Genomic DNA, 21,528 nt, shown 5'->3' with positions numbered 1-21,528 from the left:
GTCCGTCCGGATTGAGCGCGACGCTATGCGAGGCGGGTGGGCACGAACAAGCCACCGTTTTCACGACAGCGGTGCGGGCGCGATTTCCGGCCGGAATTCCGGTCACCCTCCGTGGATGACGGTCCCTCGATTTCCCTTTCCGGAAGGGAATTTGGAAAAGACGATCAGCCACGGTCCGTCACGTCTATGACGCTGCTCACGCCCCGAATCCCATCTCCCCCGGTATCAGGGCGCGTTACCCCTAAGGGTTTAATTCGGACAGATCGCCCATTCCAGCCCGAGGGGGTGCGGTCGGGGCCTCTCACCTGGATGATTGCCCCAGGAACCCATTTCGAGACCAGGAGCATCCGTGACGCAGACGACGACCGAGCCCGAGCTGACCGGCGTACGCAACTTCCGCGACCTCGGCGGGCTGCCGACGGTGGACGGCCGGAGCGTGCGCGCCGGACGCCTCTTCCGCAGCGGTCACCTGGCGCACGCCACGCAGGAGGACGCGACGTTTCTCGCCACCCTCGACCTGCACACCGTCTTCGACTTCCGCAACGAGGCCGACCGGCGCATGGAGGGGGCGGACGTCGAGCTGCCCGGCGTGCGGAACGTGAACATACCGCTCAACGACCCGGCCGACGGCAAGGAGTTCTGGAAGCTGGTGCAGGGCGGCGACCTGACGCAGCTGCGCGAGATCCTGGGCGACGGCAAGGCCGCGGCCCGGATGTCCGACTCGTACCGGAAGATGATCGTGGAGCGGACCGCCGAGCACAGCCGCGTCCTGCACGCCATGGCCGAGGAGAGCGTCCCGGCCCTGATGCACTGTGCGGCCGGCAAGGACCGCGCCGGTCTGTCGATCGCGATCACGCTGCTCGCCGTCGGCGTCGAGCGCGAGGCGATCGAGGAGGACTACGTGAAGTCCAACGAGCCGCACCGCCGCTACAAGGTGCGGCGCGACTCCAGCGCGGCGGACGCCCTGTCGCCCGAGGTGATGGAGCTGCTGAGCCCGCTCTTCGACGCGCGGGTGGAGTATCTGCGGGCCGCCTTCGACACCATCGAGGAGACCTGGGGCTCGGTCGACGCCTATCTGACGGAGGGGCTGCGGCTCACCCCGGAGACCCGGGACCGGCTGCGCGAGCGCCTGCTCGTCGAGGCGTAGGAACGGCGAGGGCCGCGGGGCAGTGTGCCCCGCGGCCCTTTCGCATGGTCGACCGGGCGCCTACTGACCGCCGCCCATCTCGAACAGCAGGTAGAGGAAGCCGGCGAAGAGGTGGCCGGCGATCAGGTACGCGAAGAGCCGGAGCACCAGCCCCTTGGGGAACTTGCCGTTGCCGCGCTCCTCGCCGGTGTCCGGTACGGAGCTCCCAGACGTGTCAGACATGTCGATCCTTTCCACGGTCGTGAGACTCGAAGGGTCAGCGCCGGTGCGGGGTGCCGTCACCGAGACACAGCTCGGCCACGGGACTCTGCATCAGGGTGTGGACGAAGAGCAGCTCGGCCCCGGTACGGGTGGCGGCGCCGATCCGGTGCGGGGTGAGCGAGTCGAAGTGCGCGCTGTCCCCGGGATCGAGGACGTGCACCGCGTCGCCGAGGGCGAGCCGCACCCGGCCCTCCAGGACGTGGATCCACTCCTCGCCCGGGTGGACCCGCACGATGTCGGCGCGGGTGGCGTAGGGCACGTGCACGCGCAGGCACTGGAGGGCGCGCCCGGCGCCGCCGGCCTGGCGGTAGATCCAGCCGTCGGCCTCGACCGGCTCGGAGCGGCCGGCCCGGACGACCGGGTCGCGCTCGGGCGGGGTCTCGCCCAGCAGCTCGGAGACCGTCGTACCGTAGATACGGGACAACGCGAGCAGCATCGGGAGCGAGGGCTGCCGGTTGCCCGTCTCAAGCCGGGACAGATGGGCCGGGGAGAGACCGGCCCGCTGGGCGGCGGCCTCCAGGGTGAGCCCCCGGCGGCGGCGCAGGGCCCGCAGCTGCGGGGCGACGTCCGGCAGGATGTCGGTGGCGCTGGGGGCGGCAGGGTCCGGGGAGGATTCCCCGGGGACGTGGTCCATGCGTCCATTCCGCCAGGATCGTGCCTCTGAGGCAAATTTATTGCCCCAGAGGCAAAAGACCGCGGGAGCGGCCCGGGGCCGCCCCGGTCAGCGCTGCGCGACCGCCTGCTTGACCAGGGTCTTCCCGAAGTCCCACATCAGCCCGCCGCCGCCGTGGGCGTCGTCCATCACCGCCGTGAAGGCGGTCACGAAGCGGTCCACGTCCGCCTCGTCGATGACCAGCGGCGGGATCAGCTTGATCACTTCCAGATGGTCGCCCGACACCTGGGTGAGGATCCGGTGCCGCTGGAGCAGCGGCACCACGACCATCTGGGCGAAGAGGCCCTTGCGGGCCGCCTGGAGCATGGTCCAGCGGCTGCGCAGGCCCAGCGAGGACGGCCGGCCGAACTCGATGCCGATCATCAGCCCGCGGCCCCGGATCTCCTTCAGCAGCTCGTAGCGCGGTACGAGCTCCCTCAGCCGGGAGGCGAGCAGGTCGCCGATCCGCCGTACGTGGGCGACGGTGCCCTCGGTCTCCATGACCGAGAGCACCGCGAGCCCGGCGGCCATGGCCTGCGCGTTCGCGCCGAAGCTGGCCGAGTGGACCAGGACCCGGTCCATGGACGAGTAGACCTTCTTGAAGATCCAGTCCTTGCCCAGGGTCGCGCCCACCGGCACATAGCCGCCGGAGAGCGCCTTGGCGACGCAGACCAGGTCGGGCTCGACGCCCTCCTCGTGCTGGTACGCGTAGAAGTCGCCGGTCCGGCCGAGGCCGGTCTGCACCTCGTCGGCGATCAGCAGCGCGCCGTGCCGGTGCAGCAGCTCCTGGGCGGCGCGCAGGAAGCCCGGCGGGGGCTCGTGGACGCCCTTGCCCTGGATCGGCTCCACGACGAAGGCGGCCACGTCCCCCTTGCGCAGCTCCCGCTCCAGGGCGTCGAGGTCGCCGAGGCCGATCGCCGTGTCCGGCAGCAGCGGGCCGAAGCCGTCGCGGAAGCCGTCCTCGCCGTTGACCGAGAGCGAGCCGGTGGTCAGCCCGTGGAAGGCGTGGGAGCAGTAGAGGACCCTCGGCCGCCCGGTGGCGCACCGGGCGAACTTGAGGGCGGTCTCCACGGCCTCGGTGCCGCTGTTGCCGAAGAAGACCCGGTCGAGGTGGGGGCTGTGGGCGAGCAGCCGCTCGGCGAGCAGTCCGGGCAGCGGCTGGCAGTCGAAGCGGGTGAGATCGGCGAGCTGCGCGTCGAGGACGTCGTGCAGCGCCTTGCGGACGACGGGGTGGTGCCGCCCCAGGCCCATGACGCCGAAGCCGGCGAGCATGTCCAGATAGTCCGCGCCGTCCGCGTCCCAGAAGTGGGCGCCCTCCGCCCGCTCGTACACCTTGTCGAAGCCGATGGTGTGGAGCATGCGCGGGAGCTGGTGGTTGAGGTACCGGGCGTGCAGCTCGTACCGCTCGCCCCCGCGCTCGGCGAGCAGCGCCCGCAGATCGAACCCGCCCGTCATGACCGGCTCACCCCTTGCCCCCGTGGACGGTCTCCCGGACCGCGCGCAGGGACTCCTTGAGCGAGCCCATGGTGGCGAGGACGGCGGTGGGCTCGTAGCCGCAGTGCGCCATGCAGTTGGCGCAGCGGGGGTCCTTCCCGCGGCCGTACGCGTCCCAGTCGGTCTCCTCGATGAGCTCGCGGTACGTGGGGACGTAGCCGTCGCTCATCAGATAGCAGGGGCGCTGCCACCCGAAGAGCGAGTAGTTCGGGATCGCCCACGCGGTGCAGGGGAAATCGGCCTTGCCCTCCAGGAAGTCGAGGAAGAGCGGCGAGTGGTTGAGCCGCCAGCGGCGCCGGTTCCCGCCCGCGAAGGCCTTCTTGAAGAGTTCCCTGGTCTGCTCGACGCCCAGGAAGTGCTCCTGGTCCGGGGCCTTCTCGTAGGCGTACGCGGGCGAGATCATCATCTCGTCGACCTGGAGGTCGTCGTTGAGGTAGTTCAGCACCTCGATGATCGTCTGGGGCGTGTCGGTGTTGAAGAAGGTCGAGTTGGTGGTGACCCGGAAGCCGCGCCGCTTGGCCTCCTTGATCGCCGCCACCGCCTCGTCGAACACGCCCTCCTTGGCGACGGATTCGTCGTGCCGCTCGCGCAGTCCGTCGATGTGGACGGCGAAGGCGAAGTACGGGGAGGGCGTGAAGTCCGCCAGCTTCTTGCGCAGCAGCATCGCGTTGGTGCAGAGGAAGACGTACTTGCGCTTGGCCACCAACTGGCGCACGATCTCGTGGATCTGAGGGTGCATCAGCGGTTCGCCGCCGGCGATGGAGACCATCGGCGCCCCGGACTCCAGGACGGCGCCGACCGCCTGGGCGACCGGCATGCGCTGCTTGAGCACGCCCGCCGGATGCTGGATCTTGCCGCAGCCCTCGCACTTGAGGTTGCAGGCGAACAGCGGCTCCAGCTCGACGATCAACGGGAACTTCTCCCGCTTGCGGAGCTTCTGTTCGAAGAGGTAGGTCCCGACCCTGATGGACTGACGGAGCGGCATGGCCATAACTCGCTCACCTCCTGGGGAGCAGCAAAGAACGGTGCCATTCGAAGAATGCGGGAAGGACGGCACGGAGAACACGGAAAGCCGATATTCCACCGCGGACCGTGCCGATCCGGACCAGTTCATGTTCTGGAGCGTCCACGACCACCCGTACGGCCGCAACCGGGCGGGGGCCGGCCGCCACCGCCGTACGCAGGGTGGCGGCGGACTCCATGTCGACGGCGACGGCCCCGCCGGCCCGCAGCGCGGCCCGCTCGGGGCCGCGCACCACATGGTCGGAGCCGGTCAGCGGGCCGGTGTGCACGGTCCGCCCCGGTACGGCCCTGGCGAGCGCCTTCACCAGGAGATCCGTACCCGTGCAGGGGGTGACGCCGTCGGGGCCGCGGGTCTCGTCGGCGACGATCAGGTCACCCGGGTGCATCCCGGGCGCGAGCCCCGCGCAGAAGCCGGAGGCGATGACGGCCGCGTCCCGCCAGGCCGCGTCCTCCAGGGCCCGCGAGACGGCCCGGCGCGCGTGCGCCGGGCCCATGCCGGTCCGCACCACGGTCACCGGCGCGGGCGCCCCCGCCCGGGCGGCTCCGCGCGCGCCGCGTCGCAGCGCCAGCTGCTCGATGCCGAGCGCGCAGGCGATCAGCAGCGGCGGCACGGCGGGCGTGCCGGGGTCCCGGGCCATCAGGCGCCCCCGGGGCCGTGGAGCACCGGCTCCCCGTTCACATAGCGGCCGAGCGCCGTGAGCGGGAAGACCTGCCGGTACAGGTGGTAGTTGATGGAGAAGTCCCAGGGGAAGCCCGTGCCGGTGAAGTACGGCTCGTCCCAGGAGCCGTCCTCCCGCTGGGTCCCGACGAGCCAGGCGACGCCCCGCCGGACCGCCTCCGAGGTGTGCTCGCCCGCCGCGAGCAGGGCGATCAGCGCCCAGGCGGTCTGCGAGGCGGTGGAGGTGCCGTGGCCGATCCACTGGCGCTCCGAGTAGGAGCGCAGGTCCTCGCCCCAGCCGCCGTCCTCGTTCTGCACGGACTCCAGCCAGGCGACGGCCCGCCGGATCGCCGGGTGGCCCACGGGCAGCCCGGCGGCGGTCAGCGCGGGCAGCACCGAGCCCGTACCGTAGACGTAGTTGACGCCCCAGCGGCCGAACCAGGCGCCGCTCGGCTCCTGTTCGGCGAGCAGCCACTCGATGCCCCGGCGGGTGCGCGGATGGGCGGCCTTCCCCTCGTACGCCAGCATCTCCACCACATGGGCGGTGACGTCGGCGGAGGGCGGGTCGATGACCTCGCCGAAGTCGCAGAACGGCAGCCGGTTGGGGAAGGCGCTGGTGTTGTCGGCGTCGAAGGCGGCCCACGCCCCGTTCCTCGACTGCATGCCGACGGTCCAGCGGGCGGCCCGGGCGACGGCCGCGTCGACCCGCTCCGGATCCGGGTGCTTGACCCGGCGCAGCGCGAGGATCACCTCGGCGGTGTCGTCGATGTCCGGGTAGTTGTCGTTGTGGAACTCGAACGCCCAGCCGCCCGGCGGGAGTCCGGGCCGTCGCACCGCCCAGTCGCCGGTGCGGACGATCTCCTCGCCGAGCATCCAGTCGGCCGCCTTGACCAGCGCCGGGTGGTCGGGGCGTACCCCGGCGTCGGCGAGGGCGATGGTGGCGAGACAGGTGTCCCAGACCGGCGACTGGCAGGCCTCGATCATCCGGGCGCCGTCCTCGCGCCACACCGCGAACCGGTCGAGGGACTCCATCCCGGCCCGCATGACGGGGTGGTCCAGGTCGTAACCGAGGAGATGGAGGGCGATCACCGAGTAGACGGCGGGTGGCTGGATCCCGCCCCAGCAGCCGTCGTTCTCCTGCCGCTCGATGATCCAGCGGGCGGCCGCGTCCATGGCGCTCCCGCGCAGCCGGCGCGGGGCCAGCCTGCGGTAGAGGTGCAGGCCCTTGTCGACCCGCTGGAAGAAGCCGTCCCAACTGGCGACGGGAGAAAGACGTTTCGCCGGATTCGGCCGGGCCGGGTCGACATGCAGCTCGTCCAGCGGGAAGGGCGCGGGCCGCACCGGGCGCTTGGCCGAGACGACGGTCAGCGGCACGATCGTCTGGCGGGCCCAGCAGCCGAAGTCGTAGATGTTGAGCGGGAACCAGGAGGGCAGGTAGATCAGCTCGGGCGGCAGCTCGGGCAGGTCCTCCCAGCGCCACCAGCCGAAGAGCGCGAGCCAGATCCTGGTGAAGACCCGGGCCGCGGCGATGCCGCCCCGCTCCCGGATCCAGGCGGCGGCGCGCGCCATGTGCGGGGCGTCGGGGAGGTCTCCGGCCAGCCGCAGGGCGACATAGGCCTCGATGGTGACGGAGAGCTCGCCGGGCCCTTCGTGGAACGTGGCCCAGGTGCCGTCCTCGCGCTGCTCGCCCCGGATGAAGAGGGCGGCGGCGCGGACGGTCGCCGGGTCCAGGATGCCCAGGAACTGGCGCAGCAGGAGGTCTTCGGCGTCCATGGTGACGTTGGTCTCCAGGTCGCCCTTCCACCAGCCCTCGGCGTCCTGGCGGCCGAGGAGGTGCCGTACGGAGCGTTCCGCGGCCTCGGCGGCGGACTCCTCAAGTCCGCCCGTGCCGCTGTCGGTCGTGCTGGCCGCGGCTGCCCGGGGTCCCACGGCCCCGGCGCTTCCGTCGGTCGTCGCTGTCATGGCTTCCCCTTCGTGCAGTCGGTGTACTTCGGAGTACTTCCGCGTTGATCTGCTTCTTCGGGTCTGCCGTCGGCCGGTGCCGGGAGGCACCGGCCGGCGACTGCGCACTCATATCAGAGTGATGGTGATCATCTCTTCCGTACGACGACGAAATCGGCCAGCGCCGTGAGCTGGGCCCGGACGTGGGCCGGCAGGTCCACGTCGTGCAGGGCATCGATGGCGATGGCGTGCTGGCGGCGGGCCTCCTGGGAGGTCCACTCGCGCCCGCCGGCCTCCTCGATGAGGGCGGCGCGGGTGGCGAACTCCTCCTCGGAGAAGGTGTCGAAGTCGCTGCTCTTGGCGTCGGCGGCGAGCAGCTCGCCGAGCCGCTCGGAGGCCGGGCCGCCGGCCGCGAGGGCGGCGACGACGGGCAGGGACTTCTTGCGCTGGCGCAGGTCGGACCAGGTCTGCTTGCCGGTGGCCTCCGGGTCGCCCCAGATGCCGAGCAGGTCGTCGACGGCCTGGAAGGCGAGGCCGAGGTGGTAGCCGTACTCCTCCAGCTTGTCGGCGGTGCGGTCGTCGGCGCCGCCGAGGACGGCGCCGATGGAGACGGCGCAGGCGAGCAGGGCGCCGGTCTTGTTGCCCTCCATCTCCAGGCACTCCTCGACGGTGACCCGCTCGCGGTGCTCGTACGAGATGTCCTGGGCCTGCCCGTCGATCAGCTTGCGGGTGGCCGTGGTCAGCCGGCGGGTGGCCCGGCCGGCCTCGACGGTGCCGAGTTCGAGGAGCAGCTCGTTGGCGAGGGCGAAGAGGGCGTCGCCGACCAGGATGGCCTGGGCGGGGCCGTGCACCTTCCAGACGGTGTCGCGGTGCCTGCGCTGCTCGTCGCCGTCCATCAGGTCGTCGTGGAGCAGCGAGAAGTTGTGCACCAGCTCCACGGCGACGGCGCCGGGGATGCCGACCTCGGGGGCGGCGCCGGCGGCCTCGGCGGAGATCAGGGCCAGCGCGGGGCGGACGGCCTTGCCGCTGTCGCCCGCAGTCGGGTTGCCGTGGGCGTCGATCCAGCCGAAGTGGTAGGCGGCCACGGTGTCCATGGGCGGCGCGAGGCGGTCGACGGCCGCCCGCATGACGGGCGTGGACAGGGCGCGGCCGCGTTCCAGCAGCGCGGCGACGTCCGCGGTGTCGACCGCCGGATTCCCCGGGGGCACAGTCGGCACGGTTTCTCCTCTAGTTCCGGTACTCACACTCATGCCGCCTCCTGCAGCGGATGGTCGTAACGGCGGCCGAGGGCGGAGAGCGCGGCGCCCGCGGCGCTGAAGCCGCTGCGGACGGCGCTCTCCATGGTCGCGGGCCAGCCGGTGGCGGTCCACGCGCCGGCCAGGTACAGGCCGGGGGCGTGGGTGCGGGCGCCGGGGCGGAGCCGCCCGACGCCGGGGGTCGGGGCGAAGGTGGCGGTGCGCTCCCGGGTGACGAAGAAGTCGCGGATCCCGGCGCCGCGGGCCGCGGGCAGCAGGCGCTCCAGCTCCGGGAGGTAGCGCTCGCGCAGGACGGAGACGGGCTCGTCGATGTCGTCCTGGGCGGCCGACTGGGAGACCGCGAGGTACTGGCCGCCGCCGGTGAGCCCGGAGGACTCGGTGCGGTCGAAGACCCACTGGACCGGGGAGCCGAGGGCGGTGAAGAAGGGGCGGCGCAGGACCTTGCGGTCGTAGACGACGTGCAGGTTGAGGATGGGCGCGGTGCCGATGTCGAGCAGCCGGTCGGGGTCGTCGAGGGCCCCTTCGGGCAGCAGCTCGCGGGTCTCGCGCTGCGGTACGGCGAGGACGACGGCGTCGGCCTCCAGGAGCTCCCCGGGGGTGTGGACGGTCCAGCGCCCGTCCTCGCCGCGCGCGATCCGCTCGGCCTTGGTGCGCGTCTCGACGCGGACGCCGGCCGCGTCCAGGGCCTTGCGGGCGAGGGTGTCGTGCAGCTCGCCGAGCGGGACGTGCGCCCAGCCGATGTCGGCGGCGCCGGGCTCGGAGAGCAGGCCGGTCTTGAAGACCATCGCGGCGAGCCCCATGGAGGCGTGCGGCGCGGTGGCGTTGAGGGTGGCGACGCCGACCAGGTCCCACAGGGCCTCGACGGTGCGCGGGGACTGCCCGTGGCGGCCGAGCCAGGTGGCGAAGTCGATGCCGTCCAGGGCGGGGTCGGCGGGGTCCAGCTTCTTCAGGGCGAGCGCGGCGCGGCCGACGCTCGCGCGCTCGGCGAGCGAGAGGTGCGGGTAGGTGGCGAGGCTCCTGGCGAGGTGCAGGGGCACGGGCAGGCCGCTGCGCCGGAGCCGTCCGAGCCGGGGCCCGGCCGGGTGGCCGACGTCGAGCACGGGCACGTCGAGCCGGTCCTGCACGGGCGCGAGGTGCGCGCCCTCGACGCGGTCGAGGAACCAGCGGTACGCGGTGCAGCAGCGCAGGTAGACATGCTGCCCGTTGTCGACGCTGAGCTCGCCGCGCTGGAAGGAGAACGCGAGCCCGCCGAGCCGGGGCCGCCCTTCCAGCAGGGTGACCCTGACTCCGGCGTCGGCCAGCTGGAGCGCGCTGGTCACCCCGGCGAGACCGCCCCCGACGACGACGGCACGCGGCCGCGAGCCGCCGCCGTGGAGGGCGGGGTCCCCGGTCGTGGCACAGCGCTCGTCGGCGGTCATCCGGCGGCCTCCCCTGCGGACGTCATGATCAGGGACGCGGAACGGACGGCTCGGGTTGTCCCCGCCGGGCCTCCGGCGCGCGGGGACGGCCCGGCTGCCGGACGGGTCACCTGGAGCCGCGCCGCACGGACCCCGGCGGACGCCACACCGGCCTCCGCACCGCGCGCCGCCGCGCGGCCACCGGCCCGCGTCACGCCGGCCTCCGGACCGTACGCCGGGAGATGTGCCGGGCGTCGAGGCCCGAAAGCCCCCGCACGGCCACGTAGGCCTTTTCTCGGCCGGGCAGGGAGACCCGGCCGCGCAGCACCGCCGAGGGGTCGCGCTCGATGCGGTCGAGCAGGCGGCGGTAGATCCCGGCCATGGCGGCGACGCAGGCGCCGCTGCGCCGGTCCAGCATGGGAAGGAGTCGGTAGCCCTCGGCGAACAGGGCGCGGGCGCGCCGCACTTCGAAGTGGACGAGGCCGTCGAAGTCGGCCCCGGCGGGCGGGGTGTCGCTGCCGAAGCCGTCGGAGCAGCCGAACTTGGCCAGATCGTCGGCGGGCAGGTAGGTGCGCCCGTTGCCGGCGTCCTCGCGTACGTCCCGGAGGATGTTGGTCAGCTGGAGGGCGAGCCCCAGGGTGTCGGCGTACTCGGCGGCGCGGTCGGCGCCGTGGGCGCCGGGCTGGGTGCCGAAGACGCCGAGCGAGAGCCGGCCGATCGCCCCGGCGACGCAGCGGCAGTAGACCTTGAGGTCGTCCCAGGTCTCGTACGTCTCGCCGCGCACGTCCATGAGGACGCCGTCGATGAGCTCGTCGAGCCCGCCGAGCGGGATCGGGAAGCGGCGGGCGGCGTCGGCGAGGGCGACGGCGACCGGGTCGGTGTCGTCCTCCTCGACCTCCCCGGCGCGCACCCGGCCGAGCAGCGCGCGGGTCGCCTCCAGGCGCCGGTCCTTCTCGTCGGGCGCGAGCGGCCCGTCGCCGATGTCGTCGACCCGGCGCGAGAACGCGTACAGCGCCGACATGGCCTGCCGCTTCTCGATCGGCAGGAGTCGGATCCCGTACGCGAAGTTGCGGGCCTGCTGCCCGGTCACGGCCTCGCAGTAGCTGTACGCGGCCTGTACCGGTGCGGTCGGCTGCGGCTGTGCCTCCACGGTCCGGCTCACCCCTCTCTCCGCGCCGTGAGCAGGACGGCGCCCGCCCGGCGCATCAGACTCGGTCTGGTGGCCTTGGGCGGCCCGGGCAGGACGTCGAACCCGGCGTCGGTGATCGCGTCGAGTGCCGCGTATCCCCCGGCGGTGAAGCCGGCGAGCAGCAGCCGCAGCCGCCCCGTGACGCTGCCGACGAGCGGGGCGCCCGCGTCGAGCAGGGCGCGGGCCCGGTCGGCCTCGAAGGCGATCAGGGCGCGCACGGAGGCGCCGGCGGTGGGCCGGGCCAGGTCGTCCTCGGTGACGTGGAAGCGCTTCATGTCCTCGGCGGGCAGATAGATCCGGTCGCGCCCCAGGTCCTCGGCGACGTCCTGGAGGTGCTCGACGATCTGCAGCGCGGTGCAGATCTCGTCGGAGCGGCGCAGTCGTTCGGGGGTGGCGGTGCCGGTGAGGGCCAGGACGAGCCGGCCGACGGGGTTGGCGGAGAGCTCGCAGTAGGCGAGGAGGTCGTCGTAGGTCTCGTAGCGACGGACCAGTTGGTCCTGCCGGTTGGCGGCGACGAGGCCGAGGAACGGCTCGGGACCGAGCCGGCACCGCTCGACGGTGGGGCCGAGGGCGCGCAGCAGCGGGTGGCGCGGCTCGCCGTCGGCGGGGTCGAAGACGCGCCGCAGGTCGGTCTCGAAGGCGTCGAGCATCGCGACCCGGTCGTCGGCCCGCTCGGGCGCGACGCCGAGGTGGCGCGCGTCGGCGCCGCCGGGGGCGAGGTCGCCGTCGCCGATGTCGTCGACGAGCCGGGCGAAGCCGTAGACGGCCATCAGGTCGTCACGCCAGGCGCGTGGCAGGAAGAAGGGGGCCACGGGGAAGTTCTCGTCCGCGGCCTTGCCGAGCGTGGTGCGCGAGGAGGCGTCAGGGGGCACCTGCCGGGTTCCCGTCACCGGCCGCTGCCCGACGCGGGGACGGCGACACCCTCGTGGAGCTGGAGATTCTGCGTCATGGCCGTCACATCTCCCGTTCTACACTGCGGATCCAATCCATCCTATTTCGGACACGCCGCCGACCTCTGCCCGTGGCTCACCGCCCGGCGGTCGGGGCGCCGAGGGGTATCACCCCACTTGCCGCGAAACAGACCGGTACAGCTTACGTCGTAAGGGACTCCGGGCCGCGACCGGGGGCCGGGCGCTCCGCGACAACGCGCGGCGTTTCGCCAACCTTCCCGTACGCGGCGGTAGTTGACGCGTTCTTGACCCTCACTGGGCGCGCGTCCCGGAGACCACCATGGCGAGGGTGGACTCGACGACGTCGGCCCGGCGCTGGGCCGGCAGCCGCCGCAGCGGCCCCTCCAGCAGCAGAAGTGACAGTCCGTGCACGGCCGACCACGCGGCGGCCTCGGCGGCGGGGCGGGGCGGCCGCGGCGGGCGGGCGGTCGCCGCGAGGGCGTCGAGGGCGCCGCCGAGCAGGGTGAAGGCACGCACCTCGGGGCAGTCCTGGCCGGTCTCGGCGCCGAGCTCCCCGGAGCCCGCGGCGGAGGCCGTACGGGGGGTGCTGAAGGCCGACCGGTAGAGACCCGGCTGGTCGACGGCGAAGGCCACGTAGCCGCGGCAGAGGGCGGCGAGCCGGGCCTCGGCGGCGAGCGCCGGGTCGTCGGCGCCGGGGGCGCGGACGGCGGCCCGCTCCATGGAGTCGGCGAGGGCCCGGCGGGCGTGCTCCCGGACCGCCGCGAGGAGCTCTCCACGCCCCTCGAAGTGCCGGTAGGCGGCGGTGGGCGAGACGCCGACCCGGCGGGCCGCCTCGCGCAGCACGACCGCCTCGGGGCCTCCTTCGGTGGCGAGGTCGACGGCCGCGCAGATGAGGGCGTTGCGCAGGTCGCCGTGGTGGTAGGTCTTGCCTCCCGAGATCGCTGACATGCGTTCATCCTGCCCGATGTTGACCGCATGAACATTCCGGGCGGTCCCGCCACGCGCAAAAAGCGTCAGCCGCCCGGACCGGTCATACCGGTGGGCGGCCGAGGCGTGTCCCGGGGGTCCGGGTGAGGGACTACTTGCCGGTCTCCCGCTCGTAGGCGGCGATGACCTCGTCGGTCGGGCCGTCCATGAGCAGCTCGCCCTTCTCCAGCCAGAGCACGCGGTCGCAGGTGTCCCTGATCGACTTGTTGCTGTGGCTGACCAGGAAGACCGTGCCGGCCTCCTTGCGCAGCTCACGGATGCGCTGCTCGGAGCGGATCTGGAACTTGCGGTCGCCGGTCGCGAGCGCCTCGTCGATCATGAGGACGTCGTGCTGCTTGGCGGCCGCGATGGCGAAGCGGAGCCGGGCGCCCATGCCGGACGAGTAGGTCCGCATCGGGAGCGAGATGAAGTCGCCCTTCTCGTTGATCCCGGAGAAGTCGACGATGTCCTGATATCGGCTCTTCACCTCCTCGCGGCTCATGCCCATGGCGAGGCCGCCGAGGATCACATTGCGCTCGCCGGTCAGGTCGCTCATGAGCGCCGCGTTGACGCCGAGCAGCGAGGGCTGGCCGTCGGTGTAGACCTTGCCGCTCTCGGTGGGGAGCAGGCCCGCGATGGCGCGCAGCAGGGTCGACTTGCCCGAGCCGTTGGAGCCGATGAGGCCGATGGCCTCGCCCCGGTACGCGGTGAAGGAGACACCGCGCACGGCGTGCACCTTGCGGACGCCGCGCTCGGCGTCGCCCTTCCGGCGCTTGATGATGCGGCTCAGGGCGGCGGTGGCGCTGCCCTTGCCGCCGCCTCCGCCGTTGACCCGGTAGACGATGTGGACGTCGTCCGCGATGACGGTGGGCACCCGGCCCTCGGTGTCGTGGTCAGCCACGGCCGTACCTCTCCTCGGCCTTCCAGAAGTAGACGAAGCCGCCCGCGCCGATCACCACGGCCCAGGCGAGGGTCACGAACCAGACGTGCGGCGGAAGGTTGGACCCACCGTAGCCGTCGATGAGCGCGAACCGGACCAGGTCCATGTGCAGGGCGGCCGGGTTGTACTGGAGCAGGTCGGCGAGCCAGGCCGGCTTGTCCTCCAGCATCACCGGGATGGAGAACATGACGCCCGAGGCGTACATCCAGGTGCGCATGATGAAAGGCATCAGCTGCGCCAGGTCGGGGGTCTTGGCGCCCATCCGCGCCACGATCATGGCGAGACCGGCGTTGAAGACGAACTGGAGCACCAGGGCCGGGACGAGCAGCAGCCAGGACGCCGACGGGTAGCTGCCGAAGGCGATCGCGATGAGGACGAGCACGATCATCGAGAACAGCAGCTGCTGGAGCTGCTGGAGGCAGAACGAGATCGGCAGCGAGGCGCGGGGGAAGTGCAGGGCCCGCACCAGGCCGAGGTTGCCCGAGATCGCGCGGACGCCGGCCATGACCGAGCTCTGCGTGAAGGTGAACACGAACACGCCCGTCACCAGGAACGGGATGTACACGGAGCGCGACATGCCCCGGTCCGCGTTCAGGATCAGGCCGAAGATCAGGAAGTAGACCGCCGCGTTGAGCAGGGGGGTCACCACCTGCCACACCTGGCCCAGCTTGGCCTGGCTGTACTGCGCGGTGAGCTTGGCCTGGGAGAACGCGAGGATGAAGTGCCTGCGGCCCCACAGCTGGCGGACGTACTCCGCGAGCCCCGGCCGGGCGCCGCTGACCGAGAGGCCGTGCTTGGCGGCCAGCTCGGCAGCGCTCAGGCCGTCGTCTGCGGACGGCCGGGTGCTCGTCACGACCCCACCGTCCTGGGATGTGTCACTCACAAGTCGAAAACTTTCGTGTTCAAGATGCGCGGCAAGTCGGGTACCACGATGTCAGACCACGGGCGGGCGACCCAGTCGGGTCAGCCGCCACACCGTACGCCACCTCATGGGGTGCCGCGGCCCGCAGGAGGCCGTCCAGCCCTCCCGGAAACCGCCGAACCAGGCCTTGAGGGCGGATACGGAGGGTCGCCGTGCCAGGGTGAGGAGCAGCCAGACGCCGAGATAGACCGGCACCAGGGGCGCGGGCAGATTGCGACGTGCCAGCCACACGCGGTTGCGGGCCACGTTGAAGTGGTACGTCGCGTGCCGGGACGGCGGGGTGGTGGGGTGCAGCAGCACCATGTCGGAACGGTAGTCGATCATCCAGTCGGCGTCGAGCGCCCGCCAGGCCAGATCGGTCTCCTCGTGCGCGTAGAAGAACGCGTCCGGAAGACCGCCCACCTCCGCGAAGACCTTGGTCCGCACCGCGTTGGCGCCGCCGAGGAAGGTGGTCACCCGCGAGGAGCGCATCGGGTCCGAGGCCCGCAGCCGCGGCACGTGCCGGCGCTGGGTCTGTCCGGTCTCCGGGTCGGCGATCCGGAAGCTGATGATGCCCAGCTTCGGATCGGCGGTGAAGGCCTGGCGGATCAGCTCGGCGGTGTCGGTGTTGGCGAGCAGCCCGTCGTCGTCGAGGAAGAGCAGCGCGTCGACGTCGGTGCCGCCGGGGCCGAAGGCCTCGATGCCGACGTTGCGGCCGGCCGGGATGCCCACGTTCTCCGGCAGACAGACCGTGCGGACGCCCTCGGGTACGTCGGTGATCTCGACGCCCTGGCCGACGACCACGACCTCGACCCGCTCGCCGTCCTGCCGGGCCACCGAGTCGAGCAGCGCGCGCAGGTCGTCGGGCCGGTTGCCCATCGTGATGACGACGGCACCCAGCTTCATCGGCTCCGCCATGACCGCGGCCCTCACTTCAGCCTGCTGGAGGCCAGGATCGACACCAGGTGCAGCACCGTCTGGAGCAGCGCGATGCCGGCCAGGACGGCGACGCCGAGCCGCGAGAAGAACAGGTCGCCGCGGATCTGGTCCGCGACCGCGAGCGCCAGGATCAGCAGGGAGGCCTCGATCCCGAGGATCAGCCGGTGGAACTTGAGCGCCCCGGCCGCCCGGCGGGCCAGCGCCATGCCGGAGGAGCGCGGCTCGGACGCCGCCTCCTTGACCGGAGGCAGTCCGCCCTGGTGCCGGGCGACGCCGACCAGGTCGGTCTCGGCCTTGATCAGGATGGCGCCGAGCGCGGCGAGCGTGCCCAGGAAGGCCCACAGCCAGTCGATCCGGCCGCTGCCCCACAGGTCGGCGGCGCGCAGGCCGAAGCCGACCAGGACGGCCGCGTCGCACAGGTAGGCGCCGACCCGGTCCAGGTACACACCGGCCAGCGAGTACTGCTTCTTCCAGCGGGCCACCTCGCCGTCGACGCAGTCGAGCAGCAGATAGAGCTGGACCATGAGCACGCCGAGCAGCGCCCCGGGGATCCCGGGGATCAGCAGGGCGGGGGCCGCGAGGACGCCGGCGAGCGTCATCACGTAGGTGAGCTGGTTCGGCGTGATCCGGGTGGTCACCAGGTGCCGGGTGATCCTGAGGGAGATCTCCCGCATGTAGAGGCGGCCGCCCCAGTGTTCGCCGCTCCGCCGGTCCTTCACACCCGGGGGGTGGACGACCGGGCGGAGCTCAGCTACCGATGGCTTTTGCATAGTCGGCGTACGCGTCCCTGATCTGGTCTGTGGACAGGTCGAGGTGCTCAAGGATGGTGAACCGGCCGGGCCGGGTCTGCGGGGCGAACTCCACGGCCCGGACGAACTCGTCCACGCTGAAGCCCATCTCCTCCGGGAGCACGGGCAGGCCGTGCCGCCGCAGCGTGGCGACCATCTGCGCGGACTCCTCGGCGGCGCCGCGCAGGTGCATGGCGAAGGCGGCGCCGAGGCCGCACTGCTCGCCGTGGCTGGCCGCCCGGGTCGGGAAGAGCAGGTCGAAGGCGTGGCTGATCTCGTGGCAGGCGCCCGAGGAGGGGCGGCTGTCGCCGCTGATCGACATGGCGATGCCGGACATCACCAGGCCCTCGGAGAGCGTGACGAGGAAGTCGTCGTCGCCGACGCCGCCGGGGTGCCGGAGCACCGCCTCGCCCGCGCTGCGGGCCATGGCGGCGGCCAGGCCGTCGACCTTCTCGCCGGTCTCGCGGTGGGAGAGCTCCCAGTCGGCGATGGCGGAGAGGTTGGAGATCGCGTCGCCGATGCCGGAGCGCACGAAGCGCGCCGGGGCGTCCCGGATCACGTCCAGGTCGATGACGAGAGCGATCGGGGTCGGCACACCGTAGGAGCCCCGGCCGTTGTCGTTGTCCAGGGTGGAGATCGGCGAGCAGATGCCGTCGTGCGACAGGTTGGTGGCGATGGCGACGAGCGGCAGGCCCACCCGGGCCGCCGCGTACTTCGTGACGTCGATGATCTTGCCGCCACCGAGGGCCACGACCGCGTCGTACCGCTTGCCGCGCATCGCGTCGGCCAGCTTCACGGCCTCGTCGATGGTGCCGCCGGACACCGGGTACCAGTCGGCGTCCGGGAGCTCGGGGGCGAAGCGGTCACGCAGCTTCAGGCCGGAGCCGCCGCTGATGGCGACGGCGATCCGGCCGTTGCTGGAGATCCGCTGGTCCGCGAGGAGCGTGGACAGGTCGTCCAGCGCTCCTCCGCGGATGTCGACGACGACCGGCGAGGGAATGAGCCGGGTCAGTACTGGCACGCGATGTCACGGCCCTTCGCCAGGTCGTCGTGGTTGTCGATCTCCACCCACTTGATGTCGCCGATGGGCGCCACGTCGACGGTGAAGCCGCGGTTCACGAGCTCCTGGTAGCCGTCCTCGTAGTAGAGGTCGGGGTCGCGCTCGAAGGTGGCCTTCAGGGCGTCGGCGAGCTCCTCGGCGGCCTCGGCCTCGATGAGGGTGACACCGATGTACTCGCCGGTCGCGTCGGCCGGGTCCATCAGCTTCGTGATCTTCTGGACGCCCTTGCCCTCGGCGGTGACGACCTTCATCTCCTCGTCGGCGAGGTTCTTCACCGTGTCGAGGGCGAGGATGATCTTCTGGCCCTCACCGCGCGCGGCGAGCAGGGTCTTCTCGACGGAGACCGGGTGGACGGTGTCGCCGTTGGCGAGGATGACGCCCTTCTTCAGGACGTCACGGGCGCACCACAGGGAGTAGGCGTTGTTCCACTCCTCGGCCTTGTCGTTGTCGATCAGCGTGATCTCGACGCCGTACTTGGCCTCCAGGGCCTCCTTGCGCGCGTACACGGCCTCCTTGCGGTAGCCGACGACGATCGCGACCTCGGTGAGGCCGACCTCGGCGAAGTTCTTCAGCGTGAGGTCGAGGACGGTCAGCGAGCCGTCACCTTCGCGGTCCACGGGCACGAGGGCCTTCGGAAGCGTGTCGGTGTAGGGGCGCAGACGGCGTCCGGCACCGGCTGCCAGTACGAGGCCGATCATGCTGTTTCTCCTTCGTCGTGAACGGCGGGTGCTCCGGAGGAGACCCAGAAGCGGATGGACTCCACGAGGACCACGAGGCCGACGGCGACCGCGAGTGCGGTGAGCGCCGAGGTGAAGTCGTTGCCGCGGTTCGCCAGCAGGGCGGCGAGTACGGCCACCACGAGCGTGCGTCCCTCGTGGCCGCCGACGGTGCGCACCAGCCAGGCGGGCGGCGCGCCGGTGCCGCCGCGAATGCGGTACACCGTGTCGTAGTGATGGTAGGCGACCGCCGCGACCAGCCCGAATGCGGCGGGGAGCGCTTGGGCGGAGTCGGCCTTGGCGGCCAGCACGAGGACGGTGGTGTACTCGGCGGCGCGGAAGAGCGGCGGGACGAGCCAGTCGAGGGCGCCCTTGAGGGGGCGGGCGACGGCCGCGCCGGCGAACATCACGTACAGCACGGCGGCGACGACGGTCCCTCCGTCCCCGAAGGGGCGGCCGAGGACGGCGGGGAGCAGGACGCCCGCGGCGATGAACGCCAGGACCAGCGGGGGCATCGCCGTCAGCCCGGTGCGGCGGGCCAGTCGGCCCGCGAGCTCGGCCAGCGGGCCTGAGTCCGCGAGGTCCGCAAGCGCCCGCGCCGCCCGGTCCGTCCGCTGCGCCTTGCGGGTCAGCGAGCGGAGCACGCGCCCGGCCGTCGTGTAGCAGGCGCCGAAGGCGCAGCCGACGATCAGGGCCCAGAAGACGATCCGGGGGGTGGTGACAGCGGTGAGGACCGCGATCATCGCCCAGCGCTCGCCGATCGGCAGGATGATCATGCGCCGGGCCCAGACGGTCCAGCCGACGCTGTCGAGCCTGCTGGAGACGGACAGGCTGGTCTTGGCGGCGGCGCCGGTGCTCTCGGCGTTGGCCTCGTTGAACGAGAAGTCGACCACGTGCCGGCAGATCATCAGGACCATCGCGCCGAGCGCGAGCGCCCACACGTCGTCGCCGTCGCGGGCCGCGCCGAGGGCGAGGCCCGCGTAGAAGGCGTACTCCTTGGCGCGGTCGAAAGTGGCGTCGAGCCAGGCGCCCATCGTCGAGTACTTCAGCGCGTAGCGGGCGAGCTGCCCGTCGGTGCAGTCGAGGACGAAGGAGACCAGGAGCAGGACGCCCGCGGCGATGTAGCCGGTGCGCTCGCCGGTGGCGGCGCAGCCGGCCGCGATCAGCGCGGTGAGCAGCGAGGCGGTGGTGACCTGGTTGGGGGTCAGTCCGCGGCGCGCGCACCAGCGGGCGATGTACCGGGAGTACGGGCTGATGAAGAAGGTGGTGAAGAAGCCGTCGTGGGCCTTCACGGCGTTGCGCAGCCGTACGGCCTCGTCGTCGACGGCCGCGACGCCGGCCCGCGCCTGGTGGCGGGCCTCGGCGTCCTCGGGGACGGCGGCGACGAGGGTGCCGAGCGCCGGCCGGTGCACGGCGACGCCGTCGGCGTCGAGCGCGGTGGCGAGGGTGTCGGGGAGGTTGTCCACGACGTCGTACGGGGCGGTGGCGGCGGGCCCGGCGACGACCGCCGGCGCTCCGGCCTCGGCGGCCGCCAGCGCGCGGACCAGGGCCGGGCGGGCCTCGGGCTGCGCGGTGAGGGCGCCGGGCGCGGCGGCGGCCGGGAAGCGGGGGTCGGTGAGGGCGAGCCGCAGGGCGTGGACGTGGCCGACGAAGCGGGGGTCCACGACGGCGACGCGCTGCCCGGCGGGTACGGCGGCGAGCAGGCCGCTCGTCCCGTGCGGACCGGAGGCGACCTCGACGTGGAAGCCGAGGGAGCGCAGATCGGCGTCGAGCGACGATCCGGGTACCGGCGGACCGGTGAGGATGGCGGTCGACAGGACGGACTCACTCCTTGGAGCTGGCGGACGGGCCGGCGGGGCCCGGGGCACGGCCCGGGCGCGGCGGTGCGGCCCGGCACCGGGCGCGGCACGTCGGCTGAGGCTATCGGATGACGGAAGGGCGAGTTCACCGAGGTTTCGCGGTGCGGACTCCCCCGGGTCCACTAGCGTCCGTGCCGGTGCGTCGCGCCCTGCGGAGATCATCATGGGCGATCGGCGGCCCGCCTCACAAACCGTCCGTGGAGCAGCCGTGGTCAAGATCGGATCCCAGCCACATCGTCGCAGGTCAGAGCATATGACAACGGTGTTCAGTGCCGTGTTGCACATACCCCCCACCCGTAGTTCACTTGCGAATCGGGGCACAGCGGACGACGCATCGGGAGGCATGGCCATGGGGGCTGGACACGACCACGGACACAGTCACGGGGGGCCGCCGCCCACCGGCACCGCGGCCGCGGCCTATCGGAGCCGACTGCGGATCGCACTCGGCATCACGCTCTCCGTGATGGTCGTCGAGATCATCGGCGGCATCCTGTCCGACTCGCTCGCGCTGATCGCCGACGCGGCCCACATGGCGACGGACGCGCTCGGCCTCGGAATGGCGCTGCTCGCGATCCACTTCGCCAACCGGCCGCCGTCGGTCAACCGCACCTACGGCTACGCCCGCGCCGAGATCCTCGCCGCGCTGGCCAACTGTCTCCTGCTGCTCGGCGTCGGCGGCTACGTGCTGTACGAGGCGATCCAGCGCTTCATGGAGCCGGCCGCCACCAAGGGCGGGCTGACCATCGTCTTCGCGCTGATCGGCCTGGTCGCCAACATCATCTCGCTGTCGCTGCTGATGCGCGGCCAGAAGGAGAGCCTGAACGTCCGGGGCGCCTACCTGGAGGTGCTGGCCGACGCCCTCGGCTCGGTGACGGTGCTGGTCGCGGCGGGCATCATCCTGGCCACCGGCTGGTCCTACGCGGACCCGATCGCCTCGATCGTGATCGGCCTGATGATCGTGCCGCGCACGGTCAAGCTGCTGCGGGAGACGCTGGACGTGCTCCTGGAGGCGGCCCCCAAGGGCGTGGACATGGCGGAGGTGCGGGCGCACATCCTGGCCCTGCCGGGCGTCGAGGACGTGCACGACCTGCACGCCTGGACGATCACCTCGGGCATGCCGGTCCTTTCGGCGCACGTGGTCGTGAGCCAGGACACCCTGGACGCGATCGGCCACGAGAAGATGCTGCACGACCTCCAGGGCTGCCTGGGCTCGCACTTCGACGTCGAGCACTGCACCTTCCAGCTGGAGCCGGCCGGCCACGCCGAGCACGAGGCCAAGCTCTGCCTCTGACTGTTAGCCTGGCGGGGTACGAACGTGAGTGTGGAGAGGAGCTGAGGTTGATGACCGTCGCGATGGAGGCTGCCCGCAGCGGCAGCGCCCGGTCGTCCCTCAGCCTCCGGGTCTCCGGCTGACCTGATCCTCCGGTCGG

At 72.2% G+C, this 21,528-nt stretch carries 20 protein-coding genes; 2 read left to right on the top strand and 18 right to left on the bottom strand.

The window, feature by feature from the left end:
- Positions 1-349 precede the first annotated feature (349 nt).
- Positions 350-1,147 carry a tyrosine-protein phosphatase gene (locus ABTZ54_RS11985; protein ID WP_351660524.1) on the top strand — a complete coding sequence of 266 codons (798 nt, stop codon included), beginning with the start codon at positions 350-352 and terminating at the stop codon, positions 1,145-1,147.
- A gap of 60 nt (positions 1,148-1,207) precedes the next feature.
- Here the strand turns inward: ABTZ54_RS11985 and ABTZ54_RS11980 are convergent, their stop codons facing one another.
- From ABTZ54_RS11980 to ABTZ54_RS11895, 18 genes are all read right to left on the bottom strand, one after another.
- Entirely contained in the window at positions 1,208-1,369 is a 162-nt protein-coding gene (locus ABTZ54_RS11980) for a DUF6126 family protein (RefSeq protein WP_351660521.1), read from the bottom strand.
- Positions 1,370-1,403: 34 nt separating this feature from the next.
- Positions 1,404-2,042, bottom strand: a complete 639-nt coding sequence (locus ABTZ54_RS11975; RefSeq protein ID WP_351660518.1) for a helix-turn-helix domain-containing protein — start codon at positions 2,040-2,042, stop codon at positions 1,404-1,406.
- A gap of 87 nt (positions 2,043-2,129) precedes the next feature.
- The gene (locus tag ABTZ54_RS11970; protein WP_351660515.1) at positions 2,130-3,515 is read right to left on the bottom strand and encodes an aspartate aminotransferase family protein; all 1,386 of its coding nucleotides are present in this window, start codon (positions 3,513-3,515) and stop codon (positions 2,130-2,132) included.
- Between the two features lie 7 nt (positions 3,516-3,522).
- The gene (hpnH, locus tag ABTZ54_RS11965; protein ID WP_351660512.1) at positions 3,523-4,545 is read right to left on the bottom strand and encodes an adenosyl-hopene transferase HpnH; all 1,023 of its coding nucleotides are present in this window, start codon (positions 4,543-4,545) and stop codon (positions 3,523-3,525) included.
- A gap of 7 nt (positions 4,546-4,552) precedes the next feature.
- Positions 4,553-5,215: a phosphorylase family protein gene (locus tag ABTZ54_RS11960; protein WP_351660509.1), complete on the bottom strand. Its 663-nt coding sequence runs from the start codon at positions 5,213-5,215 to the stop codon at positions 4,553-4,555.
- Complete coding sequence (gene shc, locus ABTZ54_RS11955; protein ID WP_351660506.1) at positions 5,215-7,197, bottom strand: squalene--hopene cyclase; 1,983 nt, start codon at positions 7,195-7,197, stop codon at positions 5,215-5,217. The genes ABTZ54_RS11960 and shc overlap by 1 nt, the downstream gene beginning before the upstream one ends.
- A gap of 128 nt (positions 7,198-7,325) precedes the next feature.
- The gene (locus ABTZ54_RS11950; RefSeq protein ID WP_351660503.1) at positions 7,326-8,426 is read right to left on the bottom strand and encodes a polyprenyl synthetase family protein; all 1,101 of its coding nucleotides are present in this window, start codon (positions 8,424-8,426) and stop codon (positions 7,326-7,328) included.
- The gene (hpnE, locus tag ABTZ54_RS11945; RefSeq protein ID WP_351660500.1) at positions 8,423-9,850 is read right to left on the bottom strand and encodes a hydroxysqualene dehydroxylase HpnE; all 1,428 of its coding nucleotides are present in this window, start codon (positions 9,848-9,850) and stop codon (positions 8,423-8,425) included. The genes ABTZ54_RS11950 and hpnE overlap by 4 nt, the downstream gene beginning before the upstream one ends.
- Before the next feature lie 190 nt (positions 9,851-10,040).
- Positions 10,041-10,991: a presqualene diphosphate synthase HpnD gene (gene hpnD, locus ABTZ54_RS11940; RefSeq protein WP_351660497.1), complete on the bottom strand. Its 951-nt coding sequence runs from the start codon at positions 10,989-10,991 to the stop codon at positions 10,041-10,043.
- Positions 10,988-11,908 (bottom strand): squalene synthase HpnC, encoded by a 921-nt coding sequence (gene hpnC, locus ABTZ54_RS11935; protein ID WP_502997234.1) that lies wholly within the window; start codon positions 11,906-11,908, stop codon positions 10,988-10,990. Before hpnC ends, hpnD begins: the two co-directional genes overlap by 4 nt.
- Positions 11,909-12,220: 312 nt before the next feature.
- Entirely contained in the window at positions 12,221-12,877 is a 657-nt protein-coding gene (locus tag ABTZ54_RS11930) for a TetR/AcrR family transcriptional regulator (RefSeq protein ID WP_351660492.1), read from the bottom strand.
- 130 nt (positions 12,878-13,007) lie between these two features.
- Positions 13,008-13,796 (bottom strand): ABC transporter ATP-binding protein, encoded by a 789-nt coding sequence (locus ABTZ54_RS11925; protein WP_351660489.1) that lies wholly within the window; start codon positions 13,794-13,796, stop codon positions 13,008-13,010.
- Positions 13,789-14,718: an ABC transporter permease gene (locus ABTZ54_RS11920; RefSeq protein WP_351660487.1), complete on the bottom strand. Its 930-nt coding sequence runs from the start codon at positions 14,716-14,718 to the stop codon at positions 13,789-13,791. The genes ABTZ54_RS11925 and ABTZ54_RS11920 overlap by 8 nt, the downstream gene beginning before the upstream one ends.
- A 51-nt stretch (positions 14,719-14,769) precedes the next feature.
- A complete protein-coding gene (locus tag ABTZ54_RS11915; protein ID WP_351660484.1) occupies positions 14,770-15,654 on the bottom strand; it encodes a glycosyltransferase family 2 protein in 885 nt (294 codons plus the stop codon).
- 11 nt (positions 15,655-15,665) lie between these two features.
- Entirely contained in the window at positions 15,666-16,445 is a 780-nt protein-coding gene (locus ABTZ54_RS11910) for a CDP-alcohol phosphatidyltransferase family protein (protein ID WP_351660481.1), read from the bottom strand.
- A complete protein-coding gene (locus ABTZ54_RS11905; RefSeq protein WP_351660478.1) occupies positions 16,423-17,484 on the bottom strand; it encodes an iron-containing alcohol dehydrogenase family protein in 1,062 nt (353 codons plus the stop codon). The genes ABTZ54_RS11910 and ABTZ54_RS11905 overlap by 23 nt, the downstream gene beginning before the upstream one ends.
- The gene (locus ABTZ54_RS11900; protein WP_351660476.1) at positions 17,472-18,221 is read right to left on the bottom strand and encodes a phosphocholine cytidylyltransferase family protein; all 750 of its coding nucleotides are present in this window, start codon (positions 18,219-18,221) and stop codon (positions 17,472-17,474) included. Before ABTZ54_RS11900 ends, ABTZ54_RS11905 begins: the two co-directional genes overlap by 13 nt.
- Positions 18,218-20,056, bottom strand: a complete 1,839-nt coding sequence (locus ABTZ54_RS11895) for a DUF5941 domain-containing protein (protein WP_351660865.1) — start codon at positions 20,054-20,056, stop codon at positions 18,218-18,220. Before ABTZ54_RS11895 ends, ABTZ54_RS11900 begins: the two co-directional genes overlap by 4 nt.
- 391 nt (positions 20,057-20,447) lie before the next feature.
- Between ABTZ54_RS11895 and ABTZ54_RS11890 the strand changes: the two genes are divergently transcribed.
- Complete coding sequence (locus ABTZ54_RS11890; protein WP_351660473.1) at positions 20,448-21,389, top strand: cation diffusion facilitator family transporter; 942 nt, start codon at positions 20,448-20,450, stop codon at positions 21,387-21,389.
- Positions 21,390-21,528: the final 139 nt, after the last annotated feature.

It is taken from the genome of Streptomyces sp. NPDC094032 (assembly GCF_040303965.1).
Lineage (GTDB): Bacteria > Actinomycetota > Actinomycetes > Streptomycetales > Streptomycetaceae > Streptomyces.
Note: the sequence above shows the minus strand (reverse complement) of the source record. Positions and strands in the feature narration are given on the sequence as shown.

Coding starts and splice junctions, on each gene's coding strand:
- ABTZ54_RS11980 (WP_351660521.1), bottom strand. CDS start 1,369: ATGTCTGACACGTCTGGGAGCTCCGTACCGGACACCGGCGAGGAGCGC.
- ABTZ54_RS11975 (WP_351660518.1), bottom strand. CDS start 2,042: ATGGACCACGTCCCCGGGGAATCCTCCCCGGACCCTGCCGCCCCCAGC.
- ABTZ54_RS11970 (WP_351660515.1), bottom strand. CDS start 3,515: ATGACGGGCGGGTTCGATCTGCGGGCGCTGCTCGCCGAGCGCGGGGGC.
- hpnH (WP_351660512.1), bottom strand. CDS start 4,545: ATGGCCATGCCGCTCCGTCAGTCCATCAGGGTCGGGACCTACCTCTTC.
- ABTZ54_RS11960 (WP_351660509.1), bottom strand. CDS start 5,215: ATGGCCCGGGACCCCGGCACGCCCGCCGTGCCGCCGCTGCTGATCGCC.
- shc (WP_351660506.1), bottom strand. CDS start 7,197: ATGACAGCGACGACCGACGGAAGCGCCGGGGCCGTGGGACCCCGGGCA.
- ABTZ54_RS11950 (WP_351660503.1), bottom strand. CDS start 8,426: ATGAGTGTGAGTACCGGAACTAGAGGAGAAACCGTGCCGACTGTGCCC.
- hpnE (WP_351660500.1), bottom strand. CDS start 9,850: ATGACCGCCGACGAGCGCTGTGCCACGACCGGGGACCCCGCCCTCCAC.
- ABTZ54_RS11930 (WP_351660492.1), bottom strand. CDS start 12,877: ATGTCAGCGATCTCGGGAGGCAAGACCTACCACCACGGCGACCTGCGC.
- ABTZ54_RS11915 (WP_351660484.1), bottom strand. CDS start 15,654: ATGGCGGAGCCGATGAAGCTGGGTGCCGTCGTCATCACGATGGGCAAC.
- ABTZ54_RS11910 (WP_351660481.1), bottom strand. CDS start 16,445: ATGCAAAAGCCATCGGTAGCTGAGCTCCGCCCGGTCGTCCACCCCCCG.
- ABTZ54_RS11900 (WP_351660476.1), bottom strand. CDS start 18,221: ATGATCGGCCTCGTACTGGCAGCCGGTGCCGGACGCCGTCTGCGCCCC.
- ABTZ54_RS11890 (WP_351660473.1), top strand. CDS start 20,448: ATGGGGGCTGGACACGACCACGGACACAGTCACGGGGGGCCGCCGCCC.